The sequence below is a fragment of the Paenarthrobacter sp. YIM B13468 genome (assembly GCF_042788025.1).
GTDB lineage: Bacteria > Actinomycetota > Actinomycetes > Actinomycetales > Micrococcaceae > Arthrobacter > Arthrobacter aromaticivorans.
Map to the genome: position 1 here is coordinate 37064 of NZ_JBHZPI010000009.1, position 23538 is coordinate 60601.

Here is a 23538-nt window from a genome sequence, read left to right on the forward strand (position 1 = left end):
TTACACGGCTGAATTTCGGCGTTGTGTTCAGTGGTACGCACCGTCCCCAAGGGAACTGAGAACAAGGAGGTCACGTGAGTCCGAAAGGCGAAGCAGGCGAGCTGAAGCAGGCCTCGACCGGCATTGCTGCGCCCGCATCCGGCGCCCAAGGTTTGCTCTTCACAGAGGACCTGCCAGTGCTGGACGAGGACGCGGGCTACCGCGGGCCGACTGCCTGCAAGGCTGCAGGTATCACGTACCGTCAGCTGGACTATTGGGCACGCACGGGCTTGGTGGAGCCGGCCGTTCGTGGTGCTGCGGGCTCCGGCTCGCAACGTCTCTATGGATTCCGCGACATTCTGGTGCTCAAGGTAGTCAAGCGTCTGCTTGATACCGGTGTTTCCCTCCAGCAGATCCGCTCCGCCGTTGAGCATCTTCGCGAGCGTGGCGTTGAAGACCTTGCGCAGATTACGCTGATGAGCGATGGCGCCAGTGTCTACGAATGTACCTCTGCCGACGAAGTCATTGACCTCGTGCAAGGCGGACAGGGTGTCTTTGGCATAGCGGTGGGACGTGTATGGCGGGAAGTCGAGGGAAGCCTTGCCGCGCTTCCAAGCGAGCACGCCGCAGAGCAGTCCTTTCCGGACGACGAATTGAGTAAGCGGCGCGTTGCACGCCGCATCGGCTAAAAACGGCGGACTGGATCTCTGAGTAACGTCAAGAAGCCTTAGTAACGCAAGAAGCCGCCCCCGGATACAGGGGGCGGCTTCTTCACGTTGTATGGCTGGTGTGTTCCGGGTTAGCGCTGCTGCCGAGCCCGCGAGCTGGTTTGGCCCTGAAGCAGGCTCTGCAAGAGGGCGTCGAAAAGTTTTGCGGAGTTTTTGGCGGAATCACCTGGCCAGTGGTGCACGGAGTGCGCTGCGCCTTGGATCTGCTGCCAATTTGCCTGTTCCGGAATGTGCGGGGTCAGGAGCAGCTCGCCGAACATGGACTCCATCTCGGACAGCCGGAAGGTGTGCTCGGCTGACCCAGTGCGAACGCGGTTGGCGACGATTCCCGCTGGCGCCAGGTGGGGAGCGAATTCCTGCCGGAACAACTGGATGGCGCGCATGGTTCGTTCCGTGCCGGCCACGGAGAACAGACCGGGCTCGGCCACGAGTACTACGCGGTCGCTCGCGCTCCATGCCATGCGCGTGAGCCCGTTGAGCGAGGGAGGGCAGTCCACAAGAATCAGTTCATAGTTGGTGGTCCCCGCAAGAACGGCCGAAAGCCTGCGAAGGTCCCGTCGGCCGAGGTCCGGGCGATCATAGATGCCCGTGAAAGCCGAACCGACAGCCACGTCAAGCTTGCCGCCACTGGAACCGTTGGAGACCCAGCTGCTGCTGGCGACGTTCTCGGGGAGTTTGGCTTTCCGGGGACTCTTGAGCATGCGGCCAATGTCCAACTGCTCGCCTCGCTGGACGCCCAGTGCCGTGGTCGCGTCCGCATGGGGATCGAGGTCCACCACGAGGGTTGGAATGCCGGCCGCGAGGGCCGCGGACGCCAAGCCGGTGGTCACGGACGTCTTTCCCACTCCGCCTTTGAGGCTGCTGATGCTGACTACTTGCACTTGAAAACCCAAAACCTAACGCCGGTTGCCGTATCGCGCTGTTTTCCGCTCCGGGACCGCCGGAGCCGGGGCTTGCCGAAGCCCCTCCAACATCATATGGGGCGGGGCCGCGGAATCCCGCTTTCTACGCGCCCGGGCGCCGGAGGATGCTGCGGGCATTAGCACGAGGGGGAGTCGCGCGCACGCATATACAGCCCAGATGACGATTCCATTGTGATGGTTGCCACAAAGATTTGTGTTTGATGCTGGCGGCACTACACACTGTGACCACCGACCGATCCACCCGCAATGATGCAGGAGAAGTATGTTTTCGAAAATTCTGGTGGCCAATCGCGGCGAAATCGCGATCAGGGCGTTTCGCGCTGGTTATGAACTGGGCGCCAAGACCGTAGCCGTCTTTCCGCATGAGGATCGCAACTCGATCCACCGGCAGAAGGCCGACGAAGCTTACCTGATCGGCGAGGTGGGTCACCCCGTCCGCGCCTACCTGGACGTCGAGGAGGTTGTCCGCGTCGCCAAGGAAGCCGGCGCCGACGCCATCTACCCCGGCTATGGTTTCCTCTCGGAAAACCCGGACCTGGCGCGTGCAGCCAAGGCCGCGGGAATCACCTTCGTGGGTCCACCCGCGGAGGTCCTGGAGCTCGCAGGCAACAAGGTTGCTGCCTTGGAAGCTGCCCGCAAGGCTGGTGTCCCGGTGCTGAAGTCGAGCAAGCCTTCAAAGGACCTCGATGAGCTGATTGCGGCAGCCGACGAAATCGGCTTCCCGATCTTCGCCAAGGCCGTTGCCGGCGGTGGTGGTCGTGGAATGCGTCGCGTGGAGACCCGCGAAGCTCTTCCTGAGGCCCTGCAGTCCGCCATGCGCGAGGCCGATGCCGCGTTTGGCGATCCCACGATGTTCCTCGAGCAGGCGGTGCTGCGCCCGCGCCACATCGAAGTCCAGATCCTGGCGGACGCCGAAGGCAATGTCATGCACCTGTTCGAACGTGACTGTTCCTTGCAGCGCCGCCATCAGAAGGTAGTGGAAATCGCGCCCGCGCCCAACCTGGATGAAAACATCCGCCAGGCGCTCTACCGTGATGCGGTGGCCTTCGCCAAAGCCCTGAACTATGTCAACGCGGGAACGGTCGAGTTCCTGGTGGACACCGAGGGTGAGCGCGCCGGCCAGCACGTTTTCATCGAAATGAACCCCCGCATCCAGGTTGAGCACACTGTGACCGAAGAAATCACGGATGTGGACCTTGTGCAGGCGCAGATGCGTATTGCCTCGGGGGAGACCCTCGCTGACCTTGGCCTTAGCCAGGAGACGGTATCCATCAAGGGTGCCGCGCTGCAGTGCCGCATCACCACGGAGGATCCGGCCAACGGCTTCCGCCCGGACGTCGGAAAGATCACCGGCTACCGTTCTGCAGGTGGCGCAGGCGTGCGTCTCGACGGCGGCACCGTCTACTCCGGTGCCGAGATCAGCCCGCACTTCGACTCCATGCTCGTCAAACTGACCTGCCGTGGACGCGATTACCCGGCTGCGGTTGCCCGTGCGCGGCGCGGCCTGGCCGAATTCCGGATCCGTGGCGTGTCAACAAACATTCCATTCCTGCAGGCCGTGCTGGCCGATCCGGACTTCAACGCCGGCAATGTAGCCACGGACTTCATCGACAAGCGGCCTGAGCTGCTCAAGTCGCACATCTCCGCGGACCGCGGCACCAAGCTGCTGACGTGGATGGCTGATGTCACGGTGAACAAGCCCAACGGCGAGCTGACGGTCCACTCCGATCCCGCCAACAAGCTGCCCGTCGTCGAGGGCCCGGTACCCACGTCCGGTTCCCGCCAGAAGCTGCTGGAGCTGGGTCCTGAGGGCTTTGCGAAAGCGCTGCGCGAGCAGCAGGCAGTCGCCGTTACGGACACCACGTTCCGTGACGCCCACCAGTCCTTGCTCGCTACCCGTGTCCGTACCCGCGACCTCGTGGCTGCCGGCCCGGCCGTCACTGCGTTGCTGCCCGAGCTGCTTTCCGTGGAGGCCTGGGGTGGTGCAACGTACGACGTCGCGCTCCGCTTCCTTGGCGAGGACCCCTGGGACCGCTTGGCTGCTTTGCGCCAGGCGCTGCCCAACACTTGTATCCAGATGCTGCTCCGTGGACGGAACACCGTTGGTTACACGCCTTACCCGGAAGAGGTGACCGAGGCGTTCGTCAACGAGGCCGCGGCCACCGGCATTGACATCTTCCGCATCTTTGACGCCCTCAATGACGTCAACCAGATGGCCCCGGCAATACGGGCCGTGCGTGCCACCGGAACCGCCGTCGCAGAGGTCGCACTCTGCTACACGGGCAACCTCCTTGACCCAAACGAGGACCTGTACACCCTCGACTACTACCTGGACCTTGCCCAGAAGATCGTCGACGCCGGTGCCCACATCCTTGCCATCAAGGACATGGCAGGCCTCCTGCGTCCCGCTGCGGCTGCCAAGCTCGTCTCGGCTTTGCGTGACCGCTTCGATCTCCCGGTGCACCTGCACACGCACGACACCGCCGGTGGCCAGCTCGCAACACTCCTGGCAGCCGTGGAAGCCGGAGTCGACGCCGTCGACGTCGCTTCTGCTTCCCTGGCAGGCACTACCAGCCAGCCTGCGGCATCCGCTCTCGTTGCGGCCTTGGCCAATACACCGCGCGACACCGGGCTGAGCCTTGCCAACGTCGGTGCGCTGGAGCCCTACTGGGAAGCGGTTCGACGCGTGTATGCGCCGTTCGAGTCCGGGCTGCCAGGTCCCACAGGCCGTGTCTACCAGCACGAAATCCCTGGGGGCCAGCTGTCCAACCTTCGCCAGCAGGCCATCGCCTTGGGGCTGGGGGAGCAGTTCGAAGCCATCGAGGACATGTACACGGCGGCAGACCGCATCCTGGGCCGCCTGGTCAAGGTGACTCCGTCCTCCAAGGTGGTGGGTGACCTTGCCCTGCACCTCGTTGGGCTTAATGCGGATCCCGCAGACTTCAACGAGAATCCGCAGAACTACGACATCCCGGATTCTGTCATCGGCTTCCTCTCCGGCGAGCTCGGCGACCCTCCGGGAGGCTGGCCCGAGCCGTTCCGTACCAAGGCCCTCCAAGGCCGCAGCGTCAAGGTCCGGGACGTGGAGATCAGTTCAGAGGACAGCGCCGCGCTGAAGGGTGATTCGAAGACCCGCCAGCACACCCTGAACCGGTTGCTCTTCGCAGGTCCCACCAAGGACTACCTCAAGAGCGTGGAGACCTACGGCAACATCTCCGTGCTGGACACCCGCGATTACCTCTACGGCCTGCAGCGCGGCGCTGAGCACGTCATCGAGCTGGAGAAGGGTGTGCGGCTGATCGCCCAGCTTGAGGCCGTGTCCGAAGCCGACGAGAAGGGCATGCGTACAGTGATGTGTACGCTCAACGGCCAGTCGCGTCCGGTGGTTGTCCGCGACCGTTCCGTGGTGAGCAACGTCAAGGCCGCAGAGAAGGCCGACCCAGCGCAGCCCGGGCAGGTTGCAGCCCCGTTCGCGGGGGCGGTCACGGTTACCGTCAAGGCAGGCGACGTGGTCAACGCCGGCGATACCGTTGCCACGATCGAGGCAATGAAAATGGAAGCATCCATCACGACGCCGGTGGCCGGCACGGTCTCCCGCCTGGCCATCTCCTCGGTGGAGCAGGTTCAGGGCGGCGATTTGCTGCTGGTGATCGGCTAACGATCCACCAATGAAAAACCCCTTCCGGAGGAATTCCGGAAGGGGTTTTTCGTTTGCGGTGCGTCGTGACTACTGCGGCCGAGGCGCCGAGTACATCTCTTCGATCACGGCGTCAAAGTCCTTCATGACCTGCGCGCGCTTGACCTTCAGCGACGGAGTGAGGTGGCCCGAGGCCTCCGTGAAGTCCGCAGGGACTATCCGGAACGACTTGATCGCCTCGGCTTGGGAGACAGACTGGTTGGCTTTGCTGATGAGGTCCTGGATGGCAGCCCGTACTACCGGGTTCCCGGCAGCTTCCTCCAAGGTGGTACCTGCTGGGAGGCCATGGCGTTCCAGCCATCCCGGCAACGCCTCCTCATCCAGGGTCACCAAAGCACCGATGAACGGACGGTTGTCGCCCACTACCAGGACCTGGGAAACGAGGGCGTCTGCACGGATCTGGTCTTCCAGCAGCGCCGGAACCACGTTCTTTCCACCTGCCGTGACGATGATTTCCTTCTTTCGGCCGGTGATCTTGAGGAAGCCATTGCTATCGAGCTCGCCGATATCCCCGGTGCGGAACCACCCGTCGGCAAAAGTTTCCTGGGTAAGATCCTGGCGCTTGTAGTAGCCACGCATGACGCAGACACCCTTGGCGAGAATTTCGCCGTCGTCCGCGATCTTGACTGCATTGCCAGGAAGTGGGGCGCCCACGGTGCCGATCCTGATCATCGAGGGTGTGTTGACCGAGATGGGTGCCGTGGTTTCCGTCAGGCCGTATCCCTCCAGGATCTGCAGGCCGATGCCTTGGAAGAAGTGGCCCAGGCGTTCGCCCAATGGGCCGCCACCGGAGACAGCGTGCGCCACATGTCCGCCCATGGCGTCGCGGAGCTTTCCGTAGACGAGCTTGTCGAACACCGCATGCTTCAGCTTCAACCCCAGGCCCAGGGAACCGGCCTGGCGCGCCTTGGAGTACTCGATCGCCGTGTCCACTGCACGGTGGAAGATGGCGCCCTTGCCGCTGTCCTCGGCTTTGGTCAGCGCCGAGTTGTAGACCTTCTCGAAGACACGCGGCACAGCAAGGATGAACGTTGGCTGGAAGCTCTGCAGATCGGCCAGCAGATGCTTGATATCCGGAGTGTGGGCAACTTTGACGCCCCCTGCAACGGCCAGGACGGAGATGAAGCGCGCAAAGACGTGGGCCAGCGGGAGGAACATGATGGTCTTCGCCGACTCGTTGATGATCTCGCCCAGTGCCGCACGGGCATTCTCCGAGAGCTCCACGAAGTTTCCGTGGGTCAGTTCGCAGCCCTTGGGCCTGCCTGTGGTTCCGGAGGTGTAGATGATGGTGGCCAGGTCTGTCAGGCCTGCGGCGGACCTGCGCGTCTCCAGTTCCTCATCGGTGACACCGGTGCCAGCGGTGCGAAGGGCATCAAGGCCGGCACCCTCAAGCTGCCAGACGTTGGCCACTGACTGTATGTCTTCAGCTGCGACGGCCTGACGGATGATGTCCTCGTGGTGGGCGGTCTCACCAAAAGCGGCCACAGCACCGGAATCGCCCAGGTTCCAGGCCACCTGCGATGGGGAAGAGGTCTCATAAATCGGGACGGAAACAGCTCCTGCGAACCAGATGGCAAAGTCTACCAGCGACCACTCATAACGGGTCCGGGACATAATGCCGACGCGGTCGCCGGCGCCCACACCACTGGCGATAAGGCCCTTGGCCAAGGCCTTTACGTCGGCAAGGAAATCCGTGGCACGGATGTCCTGCCATTGGGCATTGCTGTCCAGCTTGGCGAAGAGTGCAGGGTTGGAAGCCTTGGCGGCTTCGCGGACGACGAGGTCCGTGATGTTGGTTTCAGGGGCAACATTGACAAGAGGCGGAACACTGAATTCACGCACGGTAGCTCCTTTGATATGCACGGGCCGCGAGGGGCTGCTTTCACTCTAGTATGCCCACTCGCGGAGGTGTGTCCTATTTCACCTACTGGCGAGTAACTTTACGGATGACCGTCCGTTTCGAGCAACTTGGCGCCGTCCAGCGCTTCCGACGGCATTCTGCCTGGGCCCGGCAGAATAGGATGTTGGGATGCCTTCATTACGGTCCAGTTCCCGTGCCCGGCCCCGGCCACCCGTCGCTGCCTTGAAGGACGTTCCCTGGGCTGGACGCAGGAGCCATTTGGGCAGGCGTGGGCTGGCCATCGGCATCGATATCGGTGGCACCAAGGTAGCTGCCGGCGTAGTTGACGCCGAGGGCCGGATCCTTGCCGAGGCACGCAGGTCCACGCCCGGCGCCGATCCCCGGGCCGTGGAGCAGACCATCGTGGAACTGGTTGACGAACTCAGCGCGGACCACCGGATTGCCTCGGTGGGTATTGGCGCGGCAGGTTGGATGGACCTCGACGGCGGTACCGTCCTGTTCAGTCCGCATCTTGCCTGGCGCAACGAGCCCCTGAGGGAAAGCCTGCAGAAGCTGTTGAGGCGGCCGGTTTTGCTAACGAACGACGCCGATGCGGCCGCCTGGGCGGAGTGGCGCTTTGGCGCCGGGCAGGGTGAGAGCCGCCTGGTGTGCATCACGTTGGGCACGGGCATCGGCGGTGCAATGGTGATGGACGGGCGGGTTGAACGCGGTCGTTACGGCGTGGCTGGCGAATTTGGCCACCAGATCATTTTCCCCGGCGGGCACCGTTGCGAATGCGGCAACCGTGGCTGCTGGGAGCAATACGCGTCAGGCAACGCCCTTGGCCGTGAGGCCCGCCAATTGGTGCGAACCAACTCGCCTGAGGGCCGCGCACTCCTTGAGCGGGCAGGCGGTGTGGCAGAGAGCATTACCGGTGCTGCAGTTACGGCGTTGGCGCTTGCCGGGGACTCTACGTCAAGGGAACTGTTGGCGGACCAAGGTGAATGGTTGGGCTTGGGGCTGGCCAATCTGGCGGCGGCACTGGATCCCGGCATGTTCGTGATCGGCGGCGGACTGTGCGACGCAGGGGACCTGCTTGCCGGACCGGCCCGCGAGGCATTCGCCCGAAACCTGACGGGGCGTGGATTCCGTCCGATGGCAAGGATTGAGCTCGCCGCTCTTGGGCCCCGTGCAGGCATGATCGGCGCTGCTGACCTTTCCAGGGTCAGCGGCCGTGCCTACAGCTAGGAAAGACCACAATCAAGCGGGTGCGCAGCTAGATGCGGGCGCCGTCGTCGTCCTCGTTTTTCTCATGCGGTAGCCGCATAATCAGGTAGACCACGGAGGCTGCAAAGGCCACCACTATGCCAAGGATGGCCAGCAACGGTGCCGAACGCCAAAACATCGCCGTAAAAAGCAGGGCGAGAGGGCCGCCCACAGCGCCGATCCATGCCAGCATGGTCAGCGGCTCGGTTCCCACCAGGCTGGGAGGCTCCTCGGGCACGAAGGCGCCGTCGTCGTCGTCCGCCTCGAAATCGCGGGGACCCAGGGGCCTGCCGTCTGATTGTTCCTTTTCCCCTTGTGGCGTCCGGGCATCGGACGCTGGAGCCGTGGCGGGAGAGGACAGTCCCAGCGGATCAAAGTCCCTAAAGGCCTTTGGGGCGTCTTCCCTGGCTGGCCCCGCTCCTGTCTGGCCCATTTCCGGCCGACCCGGTTCGGAGGCCTCTCCGAGCGGTAAGGATTCCGTCGCTTCCAGCCGGGCCACTAAATCCAACCAGACGGCGTCGTTATCTTTGTTGGCGCTCTGATCGGCAGAGTTGGGATCAGGCCTGTTCATCGGCTTTGTCCTTTTCAAGGGAAGACCCGTTGCCGGCCAGCGCCGCCATGGTCTTTTGGATGAAGTCGACAGTTCCCGTGAAGATTTCAGGGGCGTCGTTGTCCAGGGTCGCAACATGATGGCTGTTGCTGAGGTAGGTGACGTCAACGGGCGCCTGGACCCGTGCACGGAGGAACTCGAGGCTGGCGTTGGAGATGACGTTGTCCACCGTGGAGCGAAAGACCCGCACAGGCGAAGTAATGCGGGGCAGTAGCGCGGCAGTATCCTTGTACATCTTCTTCAACTCGTGGGCCGCTGCAACCGGAGTGCGGGAATATGCCCCTTCGTCCTGGTCCGGCTTCAAGATGTCATTGGCGATCGCCGGAGTGCTCTTCAGGACGTACTTGAGGGCCGCAACGATGACAGCCCGAGGGTCATCGAGTACCAGGCCCGGGTTGACCACAATGGTGCCAGCCACGGGCCGTGTCGCCGCAATGCGCAGGGCCAGTGTTCCGCCCATGGACAGTCCGGCTGCGAAGACGAAATCACATTCGCCTGCCAGTTCCCTGTAGGCATCGTCAACGGCCCGGTGCCATTCACGCCATGAACGCGTCGCCATATCCTGCCAGGTAGTTCCGTGCCCGGGGAGCAATGGAACCCTGACGGCATATCCTGCCGCGGCCAGGTGCTCGGCCCAAGGCCGGACGCTGTGCGGGCTTCCCGTAAACCCGTGTGACATGACGACGCCAACCCGGGGGCCTGAGCCAGTCCAGTTGCTGAGGAACGGGGAGAAATCGGGAAGCATTTTCATGATGACTCTGAGGCTACTCTGTCCGCGGCATGCTGACGGAAAAACTCCGCCGATTCTTCAAAGATGGTGGGTGCATCCACATCCAACGTGGCCACGTGCCCGCTGGCCGGGAGCGTCACCACTTTGAGTCGTGATGGGTCCATATGCCTGCTGATCATAGCTACGGAACTGGGCGGGATGACACCGTCCACTGAAGATTTGAAGACAAGCGCCGGTGCTTGAATTTGTGGGAGGGCGCGGGTTGCCTGGCGGAAGAGCTTCTTCAGTTCGTGCACGGACCTCAAAGGCGTCTTTGAGTAGTCACCGTCCTCAGTGGGGGCCGCCGTCGGCTTTTCTTCCTCAATGGGTGAGGTGGTCCGCATGACGTACTTGAGTGCTCCGACGTACCTGACCCGGCGATCGTAGAAACTCAACCCCGGGTTCACCAGGACCAGGCCCGGAACATCGTGCAGGGAAGCGACGCGGAGGGCAACGGCACCGCCCATTGACAGGCCTGCCACAAAACACGTTTCAGTCCGGCCGGCAAGGTCCAGATAGCTTCGCTCAAATGTCCTGTACCAATCCTGCCAGCGTGTGGTGGCGAGATCGTGCCAGCTGGTTCCGTGGCCGGGAAGCAAAGGCACTGAAACGGAAAAGCCCTGCCCGGCCAGATACTCGGCCCAAGGCAGGACACTCAGCGGGCTACCTGTGAACCCGTGGCAGATGGCCACTCCGGTGGACGCGTTGGCTCCATGGCCGGGATGGTGGAAGGCGAGCGGCGCGGCTGGTTGGTTGCGTTCCGTCATGGCTCCATCGTGTCACTCTTCCCGACATTTCTCACTGGAGTAGGGTTGCTGTTGAGTGCCGCCGGCTTGGCCGGAAGGACGCCCGTAAACCGGCCGTGAGAGGACAAACGTGTTCTATTGGGTCATGAAGAGGATCTTTCTTGGTCCTGTTCTCAAACTCCTGTTCAGGCCATGGGTCAAAGGGCTGGACAACGTCCCCGAAAACGGCCCGGCGATCCTGGCGTCCAACCATTTGTCCTTTTCGGACTCCATCTTCCTTCCCCTGATGGTGGATCGGCCCGTGATCTTCCTTGCCAAGTCCGAATACTTCACGGGCAAGGGCATTAAGGGCCGCTTGACTGCGTTGTTCTTCAGGTTGACGAACCAACTGCCGATGGACCGTTCCGGCGGAGCCGCATCCGAGCTATCGCTGCAGGCCGGGAAGGACGTCCTGAATTCCGGCGGGCTCTTGGGAATCTATCCCGAAGGCACCCGGAGTCCGGACGCCAAGCTCTACCGCGGCAAGGTGGGTGTTGCCCGGCTCGCTCTCCAGACCCGTGTCCCTGTAGTGCCGGTGGCCATGATTGGCACGGAAAAGGTCCAGCCCATTGGCAAGAGGCTGCCCAGCATCAGGCGTATCGGTGTGATCTTTGGGCAGCCCATGGACTTTAGCCGCTATTACGGCATGGAAGATGACCGGCTCATTCAAAGGGCCGTAACCGACGAAATCATGTACGAGTTGATGCGGCTTTCCGGCCAGGAGTATGTGGACGAGTATGCAGCTGTGGTCAAGGCCCGGATGGATGGCAAAGGACCCGGGACTGTTGGGAAAGTAAAAGCAGCCGAGGAGGCTCCCTCGGACATCGCTGATGACAAGGACGGACCCAAGGAAGACGGGGGAGCAGCCAGCGGGGGACTGTGACGCATCCGGCAGGGACAGTTACGCCTGCAGTGCCCCAACTTTGGCGGAGGCTACTACTCTTTAAGGGTGACTGAGCTAACCGCGAACACCGCACCCCCCGTAGTAGACCCACTCGCCAGCACCGCCCAGAGTGGGGCTGCAAATTACCCCGGTCTCGACGCCTGGCGGGACCTGCCGATTTCCCAGCAGCCCACGTGGTCTGACTCTGAAGTCTTCAAGGCCTCCGTTAAGGAACTTTCCGTCGTTCCGCCTTTGGTATTTGCCGGCGAAGTTGACGTTCTTCGGGAGCGCTTGGCTGCGGCCGCCCAGGGCAAGGCTTTCCTCCTGCAGGGGGGAGACTGCGCAGAAACCTTTGAGGCCGCTACGGCGGACAAGATCAGCGCACGCGTCAAGACGATCCTCCAGATGGCCGTCGTACTCACGTACGGTGCGGCGATGCCGGTCATCAAGATGGGCCGCATGGCCGGCCAATTCGCCAAGCCACGCTCGTCCAACGATGAAACCCGCGACGGCGTGACGCTTCCCGCGTACCGCGGAGATATCGTCAACGGCTACGACTTCACGCCCGAGTCCCGCGCGCACGACGCCGGCAGGATGCTGCAGGCGTACCATACGTCGGCATCCACACTGAACCTGATCCGGGCATTCACCCAGGGTGGCTTCGCGGACCTTCGGCTGGTCCACCAGTGGAACAAGGGCTTTACTGAGAATCCGGCACATGCCCGGTACGAGTCCCTTGCCCGTGACATTGACCGCGCCATCATGTTCATGGACTCTTGTGGTGCTGACTTCGAGGCCCTAAAGCGGGTTGAGTTCTTCGCCAGCCACGAGGCACTGCTCCTCGACTACGAACGCGCACTGACCCGCATCGACTCGCGCACGGGCCTGCCGTACGACACTTCCGCCCACTTCCTCTGGATCGGCGAGCGGACCCGCGAACTCGATCATGCCCACGTGGACTTCCTTTCCCGTGTGCGGAACCCCATTGGAGTCAAGCTCGGCCCCACCACCAGCGGCGACGATGCCCTCCGCCTTATCGACAAGCTGGACCCGAACCGCGAACCGGGGCGCCTGACATTCATTACCCGTATGGGGGCCACCAACATCCGCGAAAAGCTGCCGGCCGTCGTCGAGCGCGTTACCGCTTCCGGCGCCAAGGTCCTGTGGGTGACGGACCCGATGCACGGCAACACGGTCACCTCGCCAAACGGGTACAAGACGCGTAACTTCGACGACGTCATCGATGAAGTACGTGGCTTCTTCGAGGTACACCACTCCCTGGGCACGGTCCCTGGCGGCCTGCATGTCGAAATGACCGGCGACGACGTCGCTGAGTGCCTCGGCGGTGCAGACCCCATCGACCAGGACGCTTTCCTGGACCGTTACGAGTCTGTCTGCGATCCGCGCCTGAACCACATGCAGTCACTTGAGATGGCCTTCCTGGTCGCAGGAGCCCTGTCCAAGCGGTAGGAATGGTGAACTCTACAGAAGAGGGGGCGGTCCGGATCGATCCGGACCGCCCCCTCTTCTGTGTTCGTCCTGGATCAGACTACGGTCAGGGTGACGACTGAGCCTTCCGGGATCTCGGTGTCTACTGGATTCTGGTCTCGCACAGTTCCGAAGAAGCCGCCCAGAATTGCATTGATTTTCACGTCGAAACCCAGTTTTTCCAGATCCTTCTGAGCATCTTTGGCCTGCTTGCCGATAAAGCTGGGAACCCTCACCAGCTTGGGTCCCTTGGAGACCGTCAGGGTCACCGTTTCGCCGCGGACGAGCGTGCCGTTGCCAGGGGACTGTGCCACAACAGCACCCTTGGGAACTGATTTGTCGTTGACTGTCTCCGGAGCGACAACGGCCTTCAACCCGGCATCCTGTATTGCTTTCACGGCAGCATCCTGCGGCAAACCCCGAACATCGGGAACGGGGATGGGCTGGGGTCCCTTGGAAACAACCAAGGATACCGGCGTACCGTGGCGGACTTCTTTCCCCGGGGCAGGGTCCTGGGAGATGACACTGCCCGCGGGGATCTTTTCGTCGAAAGCCTCGGTGACATTGCCGAGGGTCATTTGGGCGGCGTTCAGGGCGGTCTTTGCTTGATCCAGGGTCCCGCCTGTCAGCCCGGGCAGTGCAAAGAGTTGTGCGCCTTTCGAAACGAAAAGGGCAATGGGTTGAAATTTACGTACCACTTCCCCGGATTTGGGTTCAGTTCCGACGGCGAGTCCGGCTTGGACGTCGTCGTCGAATACGTCCTTGGGCTCGGACTGGAATCCCGCTGTGCGCAGGAGTTGTTGGGCCTCGGCTACCGTCTTGTTCTTGACATCGGGAACGGTGCCTGGAGATCCAGGCCCCATGCCGAAGAACCAGCCGGCAGATCCTGCGAGCAGCGCCAGGATCACGATCACGACTGTCCAGATAACGGCGCGTCGCCTGGGATTGCCTTCACGCAAGGGCCGCACCGGGGTGGCAGCAGCCCTGGCTTGGTCTTTAGCCTGTTGCCGCTCCAGTTTTTTCTGCTCCCGTTTGCCAGGCTGGCGCAGGTCATCGTCTACACCGGGAAGGGCCAGGCCGGCGTTGCGTGGTTGCCGCGCAGACGCTGCCATCACGGTTGTCGGGTTGCTCTGGTGTGGGATGAACTCGGTGGGCGATGCTGTCGTGGCAAGGGCCTCGGTGGGATTCTCCCGCGGGGCGGCTGCCTCAACGGAAGCGGCAGTGGAGAGAGGCCGGGAGGACGGCTGCCTGTGGTCCAGTTGCTCGTCGCTTAGCGTGGTCCGGATGTGGCGCAGTTCCGACAACAGGGCGGAGCCGTCCACGGGCCGGTTTTCGGCGTCCACAGCAGTGCACCACTGCACAAGTTCGTCCAGGTCCTCGGCAAGACCTGGAGCAGCCTCGGAGGGGCGGCCAACTGCGGCATTGACGTGCTGGTAAGCAACCTGAATCGGGGATTCACCAGCATATGGCTGCTTGCCTGTGAGCATTTCGTACAGCATGATGCCAGCTGAGTAGACGTCGCTGCGGGCATCAGCGGGCTTGCCAAGCACCAACTCGGGAGCGAGGTACGCCACCGTGCCGATCAAGGCGCCAGTACTTGTGGTGGCCGTGACAGCCCTGGCTAAGCCGAAGTCACCCACCTTGATCCGGCCGTCGTCGGCTATGAGCACGTTCTCGGGCTTGATGTCCCGATGGATGAGTCCTGATCCGTGGGCTGCCGCTAAACCTTCGATGACGGGATCGATCAGAGCGAGGGCCAGACGCGGTGGAAGTGCACCCTGCTGGTTGATGACGTCGCGGAGCGTATGGCCTTTGACATACTCCATCACCAGATACGCGATATGCCCGTCTTCGCCCTGGTCCAGCACGCTGACAACGTGGGGATGGGACAGGCTCGCGGCGGCCTTGGCCTCGCGGCTAAGCCGTTCCAGGAACGTCTCGTCATTGGCCAGGTGCGGGTGCAGGACTTTGAGGGCCACGTCGCGCTCCAAGCGCTGGTCCGTGGCCAGGTAAACGGTGGACATGCCACCCCTCGCAAGGCGTGAGCGGACGTGGTAGCGCCCGTCCACCGTGGTCCCGATGAGGTGGTCCTGCGTTGGTTCCTGCACCATATGATCCTAAACGAGGCAGGGAAGAGGCCCGAATCCGCGAAGGATCCGGGCCTCGTCCGAAGGTGCTTGGGTACGGCCTAGCCGAAAGTACGTTGCCGGGCCTTGATCGATTCGACGTAGCGCTTGGTGTCGTCGTACATGCCGTACTTGCTGACCGAGTACTGGCCCTGGTAGTAACCGGCGATGGCGTTGTCGAGGTCTTTGCTTGTGGCGATGAGTGCCCTGATGATGGCGACGCCGGCCGTGGCATTGTCATATGGATCCAGGAGGTTGAGCTTGCGGCCCACCAAATCGGATGCCCATTGGCCCGAGGACGGAATGACCTGCATGGTTCCAATGGCGTTGGCGGGTGAGACCGCGCGCTGGTCGAAGCCGGATTCCTGCTCGGCGAAGGCAAGTGCCAATGAGGGGCTGACTCCCATGCGGCGGGCGGTATCAGCGACGATTGTCTTCATTTCATCCCGGCTTGGGACAGGCGAAGCGTTCAGCAGCGCCTTGTTCTCGTTGGCGGAGCTGACAACAGCGGGCGGGTACGTAAAGCCGAGGAAGGAGCTCGGCACCAGGGGCTTAATGTCCCCGGCAGGCTGCAGTGACGTACTGCCGGGGATGGTGAGCTTCTGACCGGGGTAAATGACCGTCGTTGCCGAAACTGTATTGACGCTCATCAGCGCTGACAACGAAACGTTGTGACGCGATGCAATGGAGCTCAGGGTATCGCCCGCTTTGATGGTGTAAGAGCCCGTACTGGCTACGGGAGCGGCCACGGGTGCCGGAGCGGGGGCAGGAGCAGGGGGAGCCGAAGGTGCAGAGCCGCCACTGACCTTGATCTTCTGGCCGGGATAGATGATGGAGCTTCCACTGAGATTGTTCCAGCTGAAGATGCTGGACAGGGGGACACCGTGCCGCGCCGCGATCGCGCCCAGCGTATCGCCCGGAACCACTGTGTAGGTGGTGGCATTTGAAGGCGCGCTCGGCGCGGGTGCGGGCGCCTGGTCAGGGGCGGCCGGGGCAGTGCCAGTGAGTTTGATGGTCTGGCCAGGGTAAATCAGCGTTGTTGCAGTGAGCTTGTTCAACTGCAGGACAGCGGATGTGTCCAGGTTGAAGCGGCGTGCAATGGCACTGATGGTGTCTCCGCGGACGATCTTGTATGTGTCCGGTACGGACGGAGCCATGGGCCGCAGCGCAGCAGGAAGCGTTGCCGGAACCGCTTGGGCGGGAATCACAGTGTCCACTTTGGTGGCCTGGGCCTTCAGGGCTGCAGCGAGCGTAGCGGGAATCTTGCGGGGCTGGGGTGCCGGTGCGGCCGTGGCTGGCTGGGCCAAGGCAAGCGAGGACAAAACCACGGCGGGAAGCGCAGCCGTGGTTGCCGCAATTACCGGCATGCTCATGGTTCGTTTCGGCGAGCGGGGCGTCGTCATGGAGTGTGTCCTCATCTCAGCAGCGGGAATAGTTTGTGTTGCCGCTGTTACCAGTGTTGCCAATGTGACTGATGTTATCAATGTTGCAAGTGTGATCAGTGTGAATCTCTCACACTTATTCATTCGGCACAACAATTCCTGCACTTTGGAAATCTCTTCGCCGAATTCATCCCTCTGAAAAGGCGACTTTCTCCCACACCGCGGGACCGCCGTCGTACTCCGGCTAGGCGACTGGCAGCCCGGCGTGGCAACCTTGTTCCGTGAGTAATGTAGAAAGCCTTGTTTCCGACTGGTTGCCGCTGCCGGATGTCGCCGAGCTGTTGGGAGTTTCCATCACCAAAGTCCATGGACTGTTGGATGAGCGTGCGCTGGTGGCTATCAGGCGGGGAGAGCGGAATATCCGCTCGATTCCGGCGCTGTTTATTCAGGATGGACACGTCGTAGACAGCTTGAAGGGAACCATTGCGGTTCTTAGCGATGCTGGTTATAACGACGAAGAACTCATCGTGTGGTTGTTTACGCCTGACGATTCGTTGCGGGGACGTCCTGTGGATGCGTTGCGCGAAGGACGCAAGACGGAGATTCGGCGTCGCGCCCAGTCTCTCGCCTGGTAACTCAGTCCCTCGCCTGGTAGCCGGTTAGCCGGCAGCTTGGATTCCGTCATAAGCAGTTAAACAGCGGACGACGGCGGTCCTTGACCGCCGTCGTCGTCCCAACGCCTGGAAAAGCCCCGTCAAGCAGCCCGGCTGACAGCTGCCTCAGCCAGTTGGCGCAATGCTGTGAGCGGTAATTCTTCCAGCGGCAGCTGTTCCAAGGCGGCGAAGGCTTTGTCACTCAGATCGTCAATAAGGGCCTCTGTGGCATCAAGCGCTCCGCAGTCGACCATGATGTTGCGGATTGTGGAAACTTCGTCCTCACCCAGATTCGGTTTCCCCAGCATTTCGTCCAAATACGTGGCTTGATCCGTGGGAGCCAGGTTAATGGCAAATCCAACGAGCACTGTCCGTTTGCCCTCGCGAAGGTCATCGCCCGCAGGTTTTCCCGTTGTCTCCGGGTCCCCGAAAACTCCCAGGACATCATCGCGCAATTGGAACGCCTCGCCCAAGGGCAGTGAAAATGCCGAGTATGCCTTCAACAGATCCTCGGATGCGCCTGCCAACGCTCCACCCAGTGCCAGAGGGTGCTCGGTGGAATATTTTGCGGATTTATAGCGAATAATCGAGGTGGCGCGCTCCACGGAACCCGCGCGATCACGTACAGGACCGGCTACTTCCTCGAGAATGTCCAGGTACTGCCCGGCCATTACCTCGGCCCGCATGAGGTTGAAAATACGGCGTGCTTCGCTTCCTGCGGCTGCCCTGGGGCCGATTTCCGTGAAGGATTCCTCGCTGAAGGAAAGGCACAAATCCCCGGTCAGGATCGCCGCGGCATGGCCGAAGCGTTCGTTGTCCAGGGCCCATCCATTCGCCTCGTGGAGTTGGCTGAAGCGACGGTGCACACTGGGACCCCCGCGCCGGGTATCGGAACGGTCAATGATGTCGTCATGGATGAGGGCCGCGGCTTGGAAAAGTTCCAAAGCGCAGCCAGCCGTCAGGATGTCCGCGTCAGCGGCGGGACCGCCCGCACCCCGCCAGCCCCAGTAGCACATCAGCGCACGAAGCCGTTTTCCGCCTGTGACGAGGTTTGATATTGACCCCATGAGGGGAGCGACGTCCGGGGAAATCGTAGCCATCATGTCCTGTTGGACCGCCAGGAACTCATTCAGTTTCCCGGCTACGCCGGAAATAAACTCGACTTGCTCCGTGTGGAGTTGGGAAACCGGCGTCACTTGACTGACCCGGCCGCCACGTTGGCGCCGATGGTGAACGTGGAAACGCCTTCCTTTTGCCTCACCGAGACGTTGACCGTTTCACCGTCACCGCGGATGAAGTCGATCGACGTGACGTTGCCTACGGCTTCGGGGCCCGGAACAACCTTGAACCCTTGTGCTTCAAGCGAGGTCTTGTAGTAATCCACCACGCTTTCCGGCGGAGCTTTGACCGTTCCTACGAGGGCAACGGTGGCAGGAGATACGTTTTTGTCAAAGCTGCTGGAGCGCACGGACGTCTTGGGCATCACCGGGATGAGCTGTTCCGGAAAGCCCGGGACCAAGGCGCCCACCGTGGCCGTTGCGCCAGGCACGGGTCCCGCTGACGCGGACGTGTCGGGAGCCTGTGACGAGGATGATGCAGAGGCCGGGGAAGAGGGCGCGGCCGTGGAGGAATCAGAGGAGTTCCCCGATGCGGATGGGGCCGCCGGGCTGCTGGTGGGCGGAGTACAGGCGGAAACCGCCAGGGCGACACTCGCTGCGAGCAGGGCAAACCCTCGCGATCGAGGAGTTCCAAAGAGCTTCACAGGGGTATCCTTCCTTGGGCTGACGCGGGACTGTGCCTCCAGTTTAGTCAGTGGCCGGGCATAGTATTGCCGTTGTGAGGCAGGAAGCATTCGGTAGCGCCCAAAGCGCGGCCAGCGAACCAGCCCGCAGCGCGCACGACGCCCTGCGGGAACAGCGGCGAACCAGCATCCTGCACGTGGACATGGACGCCTTTTTCGTTTCCGTGGAACTGCGTAGCCGGCCGGACTTGCGTGGAAAGCCCGTGATCGTAGGCTTCCCTGCTGAGCGCTCCGTCGTCTTGTCGGCGTCTTACGAAGCCCGGGCCACAGGTGTGAAGTCAGCAATGCCCATGGCCATTGCCATGCGGATGTGCCCGGGCGCTGTCATCATCCACCCGCGCCACAAGCTCTACTACGAGGTTTCGGCGCAGCTCATGGAGATCTTCGCCTCCATCACGGACCTCGTGGAACCCTTGAGCGTTGACGAGGCTTTCCTCGACGTTGGCGGGGCTATCCGCCGTCTCGGATCTCCCTTGGACATCGGACATCTCATCCGCCGTCGTGTTCGGTCTGAACTTGGTATCACCGCTTCAGTGGGGATTGCCGGAACCAAGTTTGTGGCCAAGATCGCATCCACCCGTTGCAAGCCGGATGGCATCCTCCAGATCGACGCCCAGGACACTATCCCGTACCTTCACAGCTTGCCGGTCAGTGCGCTCTGGGGCGTCGGCGGCAAGACGGCCGAGGTGCTGGCACGCCTCGGCATCCGGACAGTGGCCGACGTAGCGGCTACGCCTGTGGCATCGCTGAAAAAGGTCCTTGGCGCCAGCGGAGAGCACGTGCACAGGCTGTCGATGGGAATAGATCCCAGGCCGGTCACTCCTACGAGGCTGGAAAAGAGCATCGGGGCGGAGGAGACTTTTGCCACAGATTCGGCAGACGACGCCCTGTTGCACAGGGAGCTCCTCAGGTTGTCCCATCGCACGGCAGCGCGGCTGCGCAGTTCCGGGATGCTGGCCCGAACCGTAGCCCTGAAACTCCGGTACGCCGATTTTTCCACTGTGACCCGCAGCCGGACCGTGCATACTCCCGTTGACAGCGCCCAGCTCATTTACCAGGTTGCCGTGCAACTGCTGGAATCCTTGGGGCCACGATCCATGAGTGTTCGTCTTGTGGGTGTCCGTGCGGAGCAACTGGAACCGGCCGGCCAAGCGTCCATGCAGCTCAGCCTTGATCGACGCGATGACAACTGGAGGGCCGCGGAGCAGGCCCTTGACCGCGTCGCGGAACGCTTCGGCTCCAAAACGTTGCTCCCGGCCAGGCTCCTGGATCCGCGCAAGACTCCTGACGTCGAATGACCCCCGCGATGCCCGCCCAGGCGCCCTCCGAGCGTCTTTCAGAACAGCGCCTGACAAACTATCCTAATTAGTACAGATATTTAGATCGTCTGGACAGCTGTTTCCTGAGCAGTCGGTCCCAGGATGTCCGCTAACAAAGCGGAAATTTTTTGGGAACGCTTTTCGTGGCCCGATCGTTTTGGAAACAGACGCACAGGCCGCGATTCGTCCAGACGCTGGCTGACTAAAGGAGGTCGCGATGCCCCTCTCGGAGCATGAACAGAAGCTGCTTGAGCAACTTGAGAAGCAGCTTCATGAGGACGATCCGAAGTTTGCCAACACGATGGGTTCGGATCCCATCCGCAGCTGGTCAACCCGGCACGTGATAATTGGTGTCCTTGGTGCCATCGCAGGCATACTTTTGCTGCTGGTCGGCGTGTCACTCCAACAGATTTTCGTTGGTGTCCTCGGCTTCGTAGTGATGGGCGCAGGTGTCTACTTTGCGACTCTTAGGGGCGCGGCGTTCGGTAAGACCCGGAAAGCGAAAGCCGGAAAGTCAAAGTCCAAGAGTTCGTTCATGAGCAATCTTGAGGAGCGCTGGGACGAGCGCCGCCGCGACGACAATTGAGTGTCCGCCAGCATTAGCCCGGCCCTGGATCCTTTCCAAGCGACGATTCCTTAATAAGCTGCGCCGATAACCTGCGCCGACAAATGGTGCATGCCCCTGGGTTGCAGGGGACACAAAAGACCCTTTGCGGGTCTTTTTGCGTTTAACCCTGTGTCCTCCACTTTCCACCCCCTTCGAGGTTGCCAGCCCACTCTGGATCCGCAACGCGATCATCCCGGGCCTGATTTCCTCGGCCGCCCATAGAGCCATGCCCCAGGCGTTCCTTTGCCCTCCACTTCCCACCACGCCCTTGAATCCGTGCAATAACGCGCCTTCGGAAACTCAAAGTGGTGGAGAAACACCCCATCGTGCGTTGACTGTGGGGCTTTGTGGAGTAAAGTGGAGCGCATAAGAGGGTATTGGCAGTGTTGGGTATGAACGGGCACCTTGACTGAGGGGCGGTGGGCCGGTGTTTCTTGGCACCCATTCCCCACGCCTTGATGAAAAGGGCCGGATCATACTTCCCGCGAAGTTCCGTGAGGAACTTGCCGAGGGCCTGGTTCTCACAAGGGGTCAGGAGCGTTGCATTTACGTCTTCAGCCAGAGGGAATTCGAGCGCATTCACGAATCGATGCGGGAGGCACCACTGTCCTCCAAGCAGGCTCGTGACTACATTCGGGTTTTCCTGTCTGGGGCCTCTGACGAGGTACCTGACAAGCAGGGGCGCGTGACGATTCCGCCGGCGCTCCGGGCCTATGCAGGGCTCGGCCGGGAATTGGCAGTTATCGGTGCCGGTACCCGCGCAGAGATCTGGGATGCCGAGGCTTGGAATGAATACCTCGCCGAGAAGGAAGCAGCCTTCTCGGAGACCGACGATGACAACCTCCCCGGTTTCATCTAACCGGAAATGGGGCCCTGGCCCCGGTCCTTGGATGGGATCTCCAGCCGCCCATCGAACTGTCTTCCTGACTCAACTTCCCCTGAGCCAGGCCGGCGGAACGATAGGCGCGGATGGGGATCCGGTCCAAGGAACTGAATGCAAGCGATTGAGGAAAGAGGAGGCAACGTGGAAGAGCAGGACGCGGCAAAGCCCACATCTGAGCGCCACGTGCCCGTCCTGAAGGACCGCTGCATCAACTTGCTCGCCCCTGGCTTCGAAGCAGCCCGGAGCCGTGGCGAGACGCCGATCGTTATCGATGCGACGCTTGGGATGGGCGGCCACTCCGAGGCCATGCTGCAACGCTTCCCTGATCTGCACCTCGTGGGGATCGACCGCGATGAGGAAGCCTTGGCGTTGGCTGGCGCGCGGCTGGAACCCTTCTCGGACCGCACGGATCTGGTTCACGCGGTCTATGACGAAATCGAGGACGTCCTGGCCGATCTCGGCATCGCTGAAGTCCACGGCATCCTCATGGACCTCGGAGTATCGTCCTTGCAGTTGGATGAACGGGAGCGTGGCTTCGCCTACTCCTACGATGCTCCGCTGGACATGCGCATGGACACCAGCCGGGGGCAAACCGCGGCAGACGTCGTCAACAACTACAGCGAAGAAGAGCTCGTTCGTATCATCCGCAAGTGGGGCGAAGAGAAGTTTGCCGGACGGATTGCGAACAGGATCGTCACTGCCCGGGCCGAGAAGCCATTCGCCACCACCGGAGAACTCGTTGAGCAAATCCGCGGTGTAGTACCTGCTGCCGCAGCCAAGAGCGGTGGCCACCCGGCCAAACGGACCTTCCAGGCACTGCGTATCGAGGTCAACGAAGAACTCGACGTCCTGGAACGGGCTATTCCAGCCGCTGTCGCAGCGACTGCACTGGGCGGGCGGATTGTGGTCATGTCCTACCACTCCCTTGAGGACAAGATCGTAAAGTCCGTTTTCCAGGCCGGATCCAAGTCCTCAGCACCGCTCGGATTCCCCGTTGAACTCGAAGAACATAAACCCGAACTGAAAACGCTGACCAAAGGCACGGAAGTGCCTACGGCCGCAGAAATTGCCGAGAACCCACGCGCGGCGTCTGCCCGACTCAGGGCCGTGGAGCGCATCAAGCCAAGGAGAGTCGCATGAGCACCGCCGCAGCGAAGACACTGCCCTCCGTGGTAGGCAACACGGCCAGGGCGCTCCCGGCCCCGGCCGGCAAGCCCGACGTCGGCCGAAAGGCGCGTACGCCGCTTTCGCTTGTGCGCAGCGCCCCCGGGAAGCGGCGCACTCCCTTTGTGGTCTTGTGCTTCGTGGTGATGGCGGCCGCCCTGCTGACGGTGCTCGTCCTTAACATTTCTGTATCCACAGCCCAGTACCGCTTGGTACAGCTCAAAGCAGAAGCAGCCACGCTGAACAAGGAAAACCAGGACCTGACACAGAAGAAGCAGAACTTCGAGGCTCCCCAGAATCTGGCCGCAAAGGCTGCAGAATTGGGAATGGTACAGTCCACCGTCAAGGGCCAGATCGATGTGAACACCATGACGGTCACCGGAAAGGCAACCCCGGCTGTCAAGGGAGACAACCCCGCGGCCGTGATTGCCCCACCGGCCGTTGCCGGCCAGCTTGATGTGGTGCCTTCGGTGACTACCAAGGATCCGTTGGAAAACCTCAAACCGGCAACCCCTGCAGCGCCCGCGGCCACACCGGCCGCGCCAGCTGCAAAGCCGGCAACCCCCGCGTCTTCGCCTGCGGAGCTTCACGGGGGATCCGTTCCCGCTCCCCAGCAGAAGGCACCAGGGCACTAG

21 protein-coding genes are annotated in these 23538 nt (G+C 62.0%); 12 read left to right on the plus strand and 9 right to left on the minus strand.

What is annotated here, in order from left to right; translation table 11 throughout:
* Positions 1–74 precede the first annotated feature (74 nt).
* Positions 75–668 carry a MerR family transcriptional regulator gene (locus ACFX4T_RS10385; protein ID WP_216922922.1) on the plus strand — a complete coding sequence of 198 codons (594 nt, stop codon included), beginning with the start codon at positions 75–77 and terminating at the stop codon, positions 666–668.
* A gap of 110 nt (positions 669–778) precedes the next feature.
* On the opposite strand, the gene ACFX4T_RS10390 is transcribed toward ACFX4T_RS10385, so the two are convergent.
* Positions 779–1588, minus strand: coding sequence for a ParA family protein (locus ACFX4T_RS10390; RefSeq protein ID WP_216922924.1), 810 nt, complete (start codon positions 1586–1588; stop codon positions 779–781).
* 304 nt (positions 1589–1892) lie between these two features.
* Here ACFX4T_RS10390 and ACFX4T_RS10395 point away from each other — a divergent pair, with 304 nt between their 5' ends.
* Positions 1893–5288 (plus strand): pyruvate carboxylase, encoded by a 3396-nt coding sequence (locus ACFX4T_RS10395; RefSeq protein WP_377651728.1) that lies wholly within the window; start codon positions 1893–1895, stop codon positions 5286–5288.
* Positions 5289–5357: 69 nt separating this feature from the next.
* On the opposite strand, the gene ACFX4T_RS10400 is transcribed toward ACFX4T_RS10395, so the two are convergent.
* Entirely contained in the window at positions 5358–7169 is a 1812-nt protein-coding gene (locus ACFX4T_RS10400) for an AMP-dependent synthetase/ligase (protein WP_377651730.1), read from the minus strand.
* Between the two features lie 187 nt (positions 7170–7356).
* Here ACFX4T_RS10400 and ACFX4T_RS10405 point away from each other — a divergent pair, with 187 nt between their 5' ends.
* Entirely contained in the window at positions 7357–8415 is a 1059-nt protein-coding gene (locus ACFX4T_RS10405; protein WP_216922929.1) for an ROK family protein, read from the plus strand.
* Between the two features lie 28 nt (positions 8416–8443).
* On the opposite strand, the gene ACFX4T_RS10410 is transcribed toward ACFX4T_RS10405, so the two are convergent.
* The 3 genes from ACFX4T_RS10410 to ACFX4T_RS10420 are packed head-to-tail and all read right to left on the minus strand — an operon-like array spanning position 8444 to position 10579.
* Positions 8444–9004, minus strand: coding sequence for a hypothetical protein (locus ACFX4T_RS10410; RefSeq protein ID WP_377651731.1), 561 nt, complete (start codon positions 9002–9004; stop codon positions 8444–8446).
* Positions 8991–9794, minus strand: a complete 804-nt coding sequence (locus ACFX4T_RS10415; RefSeq protein WP_377651732.1) for an alpha/beta hydrolase — start codon at positions 9792–9794, stop codon at positions 8991–8993. The genes ACFX4T_RS10410 and ACFX4T_RS10415 overlap by 14 nt, the downstream gene beginning before the upstream one ends.
* Positions 9791–10579, minus strand: a complete 789-nt coding sequence (locus tag ACFX4T_RS10420) for an alpha/beta hydrolase (RefSeq protein WP_377651733.1) — start codon at positions 10577–10579, stop codon at positions 9791–9793. The genes ACFX4T_RS10415 and ACFX4T_RS10420 overlap by 4 nt, the downstream gene beginning before the upstream one ends.
* A 109-nt stretch (positions 10580–10688) precedes the next feature.
* Between ACFX4T_RS10420 and ACFX4T_RS10425 the strand changes: the two genes are divergently transcribed.
* Together ACFX4T_RS10425 and ACFX4T_RS10430 are read left to right on the plus strand one after the other, a co-directional pair.
* The gene (locus ACFX4T_RS10425) at positions 10689–11480 is read left to right on the plus strand and encodes a 1-acyl-sn-glycerol-3-phosphate acyltransferase (RefSeq protein WP_223948617.1); all 792 of its coding nucleotides are present in this window, start codon (positions 10689–10691) and stop codon (positions 11478–11480) included.
* Positions 11481–11546: 66 nt separating this feature from the next.
* The gene (locus ACFX4T_RS10430) at positions 11547–12950 is read left to right on the plus strand and encodes a class II 3-deoxy-7-phosphoheptulonate synthase (RefSeq protein ID WP_216922934.1); all 1404 of its coding nucleotides are present in this window, start codon (positions 11547–11549) and stop codon (positions 12948–12950) included.
* A 74-nt stretch (positions 12951–13024) separates the two neighbouring features.
* On the opposite strand, the gene pknB is transcribed toward ACFX4T_RS10430, so the two are convergent.
* The gene (gene pknB / locus ACFX4T_RS10435) at positions 13025–15079 is read right to left on the minus strand and encodes a Stk1 family PASTA domain-containing Ser/Thr kinase (RefSeq protein WP_377651734.1); all 2055 of its coding nucleotides are present in this window, start codon (positions 15077–15079) and stop codon (positions 13025–13027) included.
* 77 nt (positions 15080–15156) lie between these two features.
* Positions 15157–16497, minus strand: coding sequence for a LysM peptidoglycan-binding domain-containing protein (locus ACFX4T_RS10440; protein WP_377651736.1), 1341 nt, complete (start codon positions 16495–16497; stop codon positions 15157–15159).
* Between the two features lie 260 nt (positions 16498–16757).
* Here ACFX4T_RS10440 and ACFX4T_RS10445 point away from each other — a divergent pair, with 260 nt between their 5' ends.
* The gene (locus ACFX4T_RS10445; protein WP_216922937.1) at positions 16758–17111 is read left to right on the plus strand and encodes an Rv2175c family DNA-binding protein; all 354 of its coding nucleotides are present in this window, start codon (positions 16758–16760) and stop codon (positions 17109–17111) included.
* Positions 17112–17230: 119 nt separating this feature from the next.
* On the opposite strand, the gene ACFX4T_RS10450 is transcribed toward ACFX4T_RS10445, so the two are convergent.
* Positions 17231–18325, minus strand: coding sequence for a polyprenyl synthetase family protein (locus ACFX4T_RS10450; protein WP_216922938.1), 1095 nt, complete (start codon positions 18323–18325; stop codon positions 17231–17233).
* Positions 18322–18678 (minus strand): hypothetical protein, encoded by a 357-nt coding sequence (locus ACFX4T_RS10455; protein WP_308169281.1) that lies wholly within the window; start codon positions 18676–18678, stop codon positions 18322–18324. The genes ACFX4T_RS10450 and ACFX4T_RS10455 overlap by 4 nt, the downstream gene beginning before the upstream one ends.
* On the opposite strand from ACFX4T_RS10455, the gene ACFX4T_RS10460 reads away from it, so the two are divergent.
* From ACFX4T_RS10460 to ACFX4T_RS10485, 6 genes are all read left to right on the plus strand, one after another.
* Positions 18659–18955 carry a hypothetical protein gene (locus tag ACFX4T_RS10460; RefSeq protein ID WP_377651738.1) on the plus strand — a complete coding sequence of 99 codons (297 nt, stop codon included), beginning with the start codon at positions 18659–18661 and terminating at the stop codon, positions 18953–18955. The two genes, ACFX4T_RS10455 and ACFX4T_RS10460, sit on opposite strands and share 20 nt — an antisense overlap.
* A 10-nt stretch (positions 18956–18965) precedes the next feature.
* Complete coding sequence (dinB, locus tag ACFX4T_RS10465) at positions 18966–20228, plus strand: DNA polymerase IV (protein WP_377651739.1); 1263 nt, start codon at positions 18966–18968, stop codon at positions 20226–20228.
* A 238-nt stretch (positions 20229–20466) separates the two neighbouring features.
* A complete protein-coding gene (locus ACFX4T_RS10470; RefSeq protein WP_216922945.1) occupies positions 20467–20835 on the plus strand; it encodes a DUF3040 domain-containing protein in 369 nt (122 codons plus the stop codon).
* Between the two features lie 448 nt (positions 20836–21283).
* Positions 21284–21715, plus strand: coding sequence for a division/cell wall cluster transcriptional repressor MraZ (gene mraZ, locus ACFX4T_RS10475; protein WP_216922947.1), 432 nt, complete (start codon positions 21284–21286; stop codon positions 21713–21715).
* A 135-nt stretch (positions 21716–21850) separates the two neighbouring features.
* Positions 21851–22879: a 16S rRNA (cytosine(1402)-N(4))-methyltransferase RsmH gene (gene rsmH, locus ACFX4T_RS10480; protein WP_216922949.1), complete on the plus strand. Its 1029-nt coding sequence runs from the start codon at positions 21851–21853 to the stop codon at positions 22877–22879.
* Positions 22876–23538: a hypothetical protein gene (locus tag ACFX4T_RS10485; RefSeq protein WP_223948622.1), complete on the plus strand. Its 663-nt coding sequence runs from the start codon at positions 22876–22878 to the stop codon at positions 23536–23538. The genes rsmH and ACFX4T_RS10485 overlap by 4 nt, the downstream gene beginning before the upstream one ends.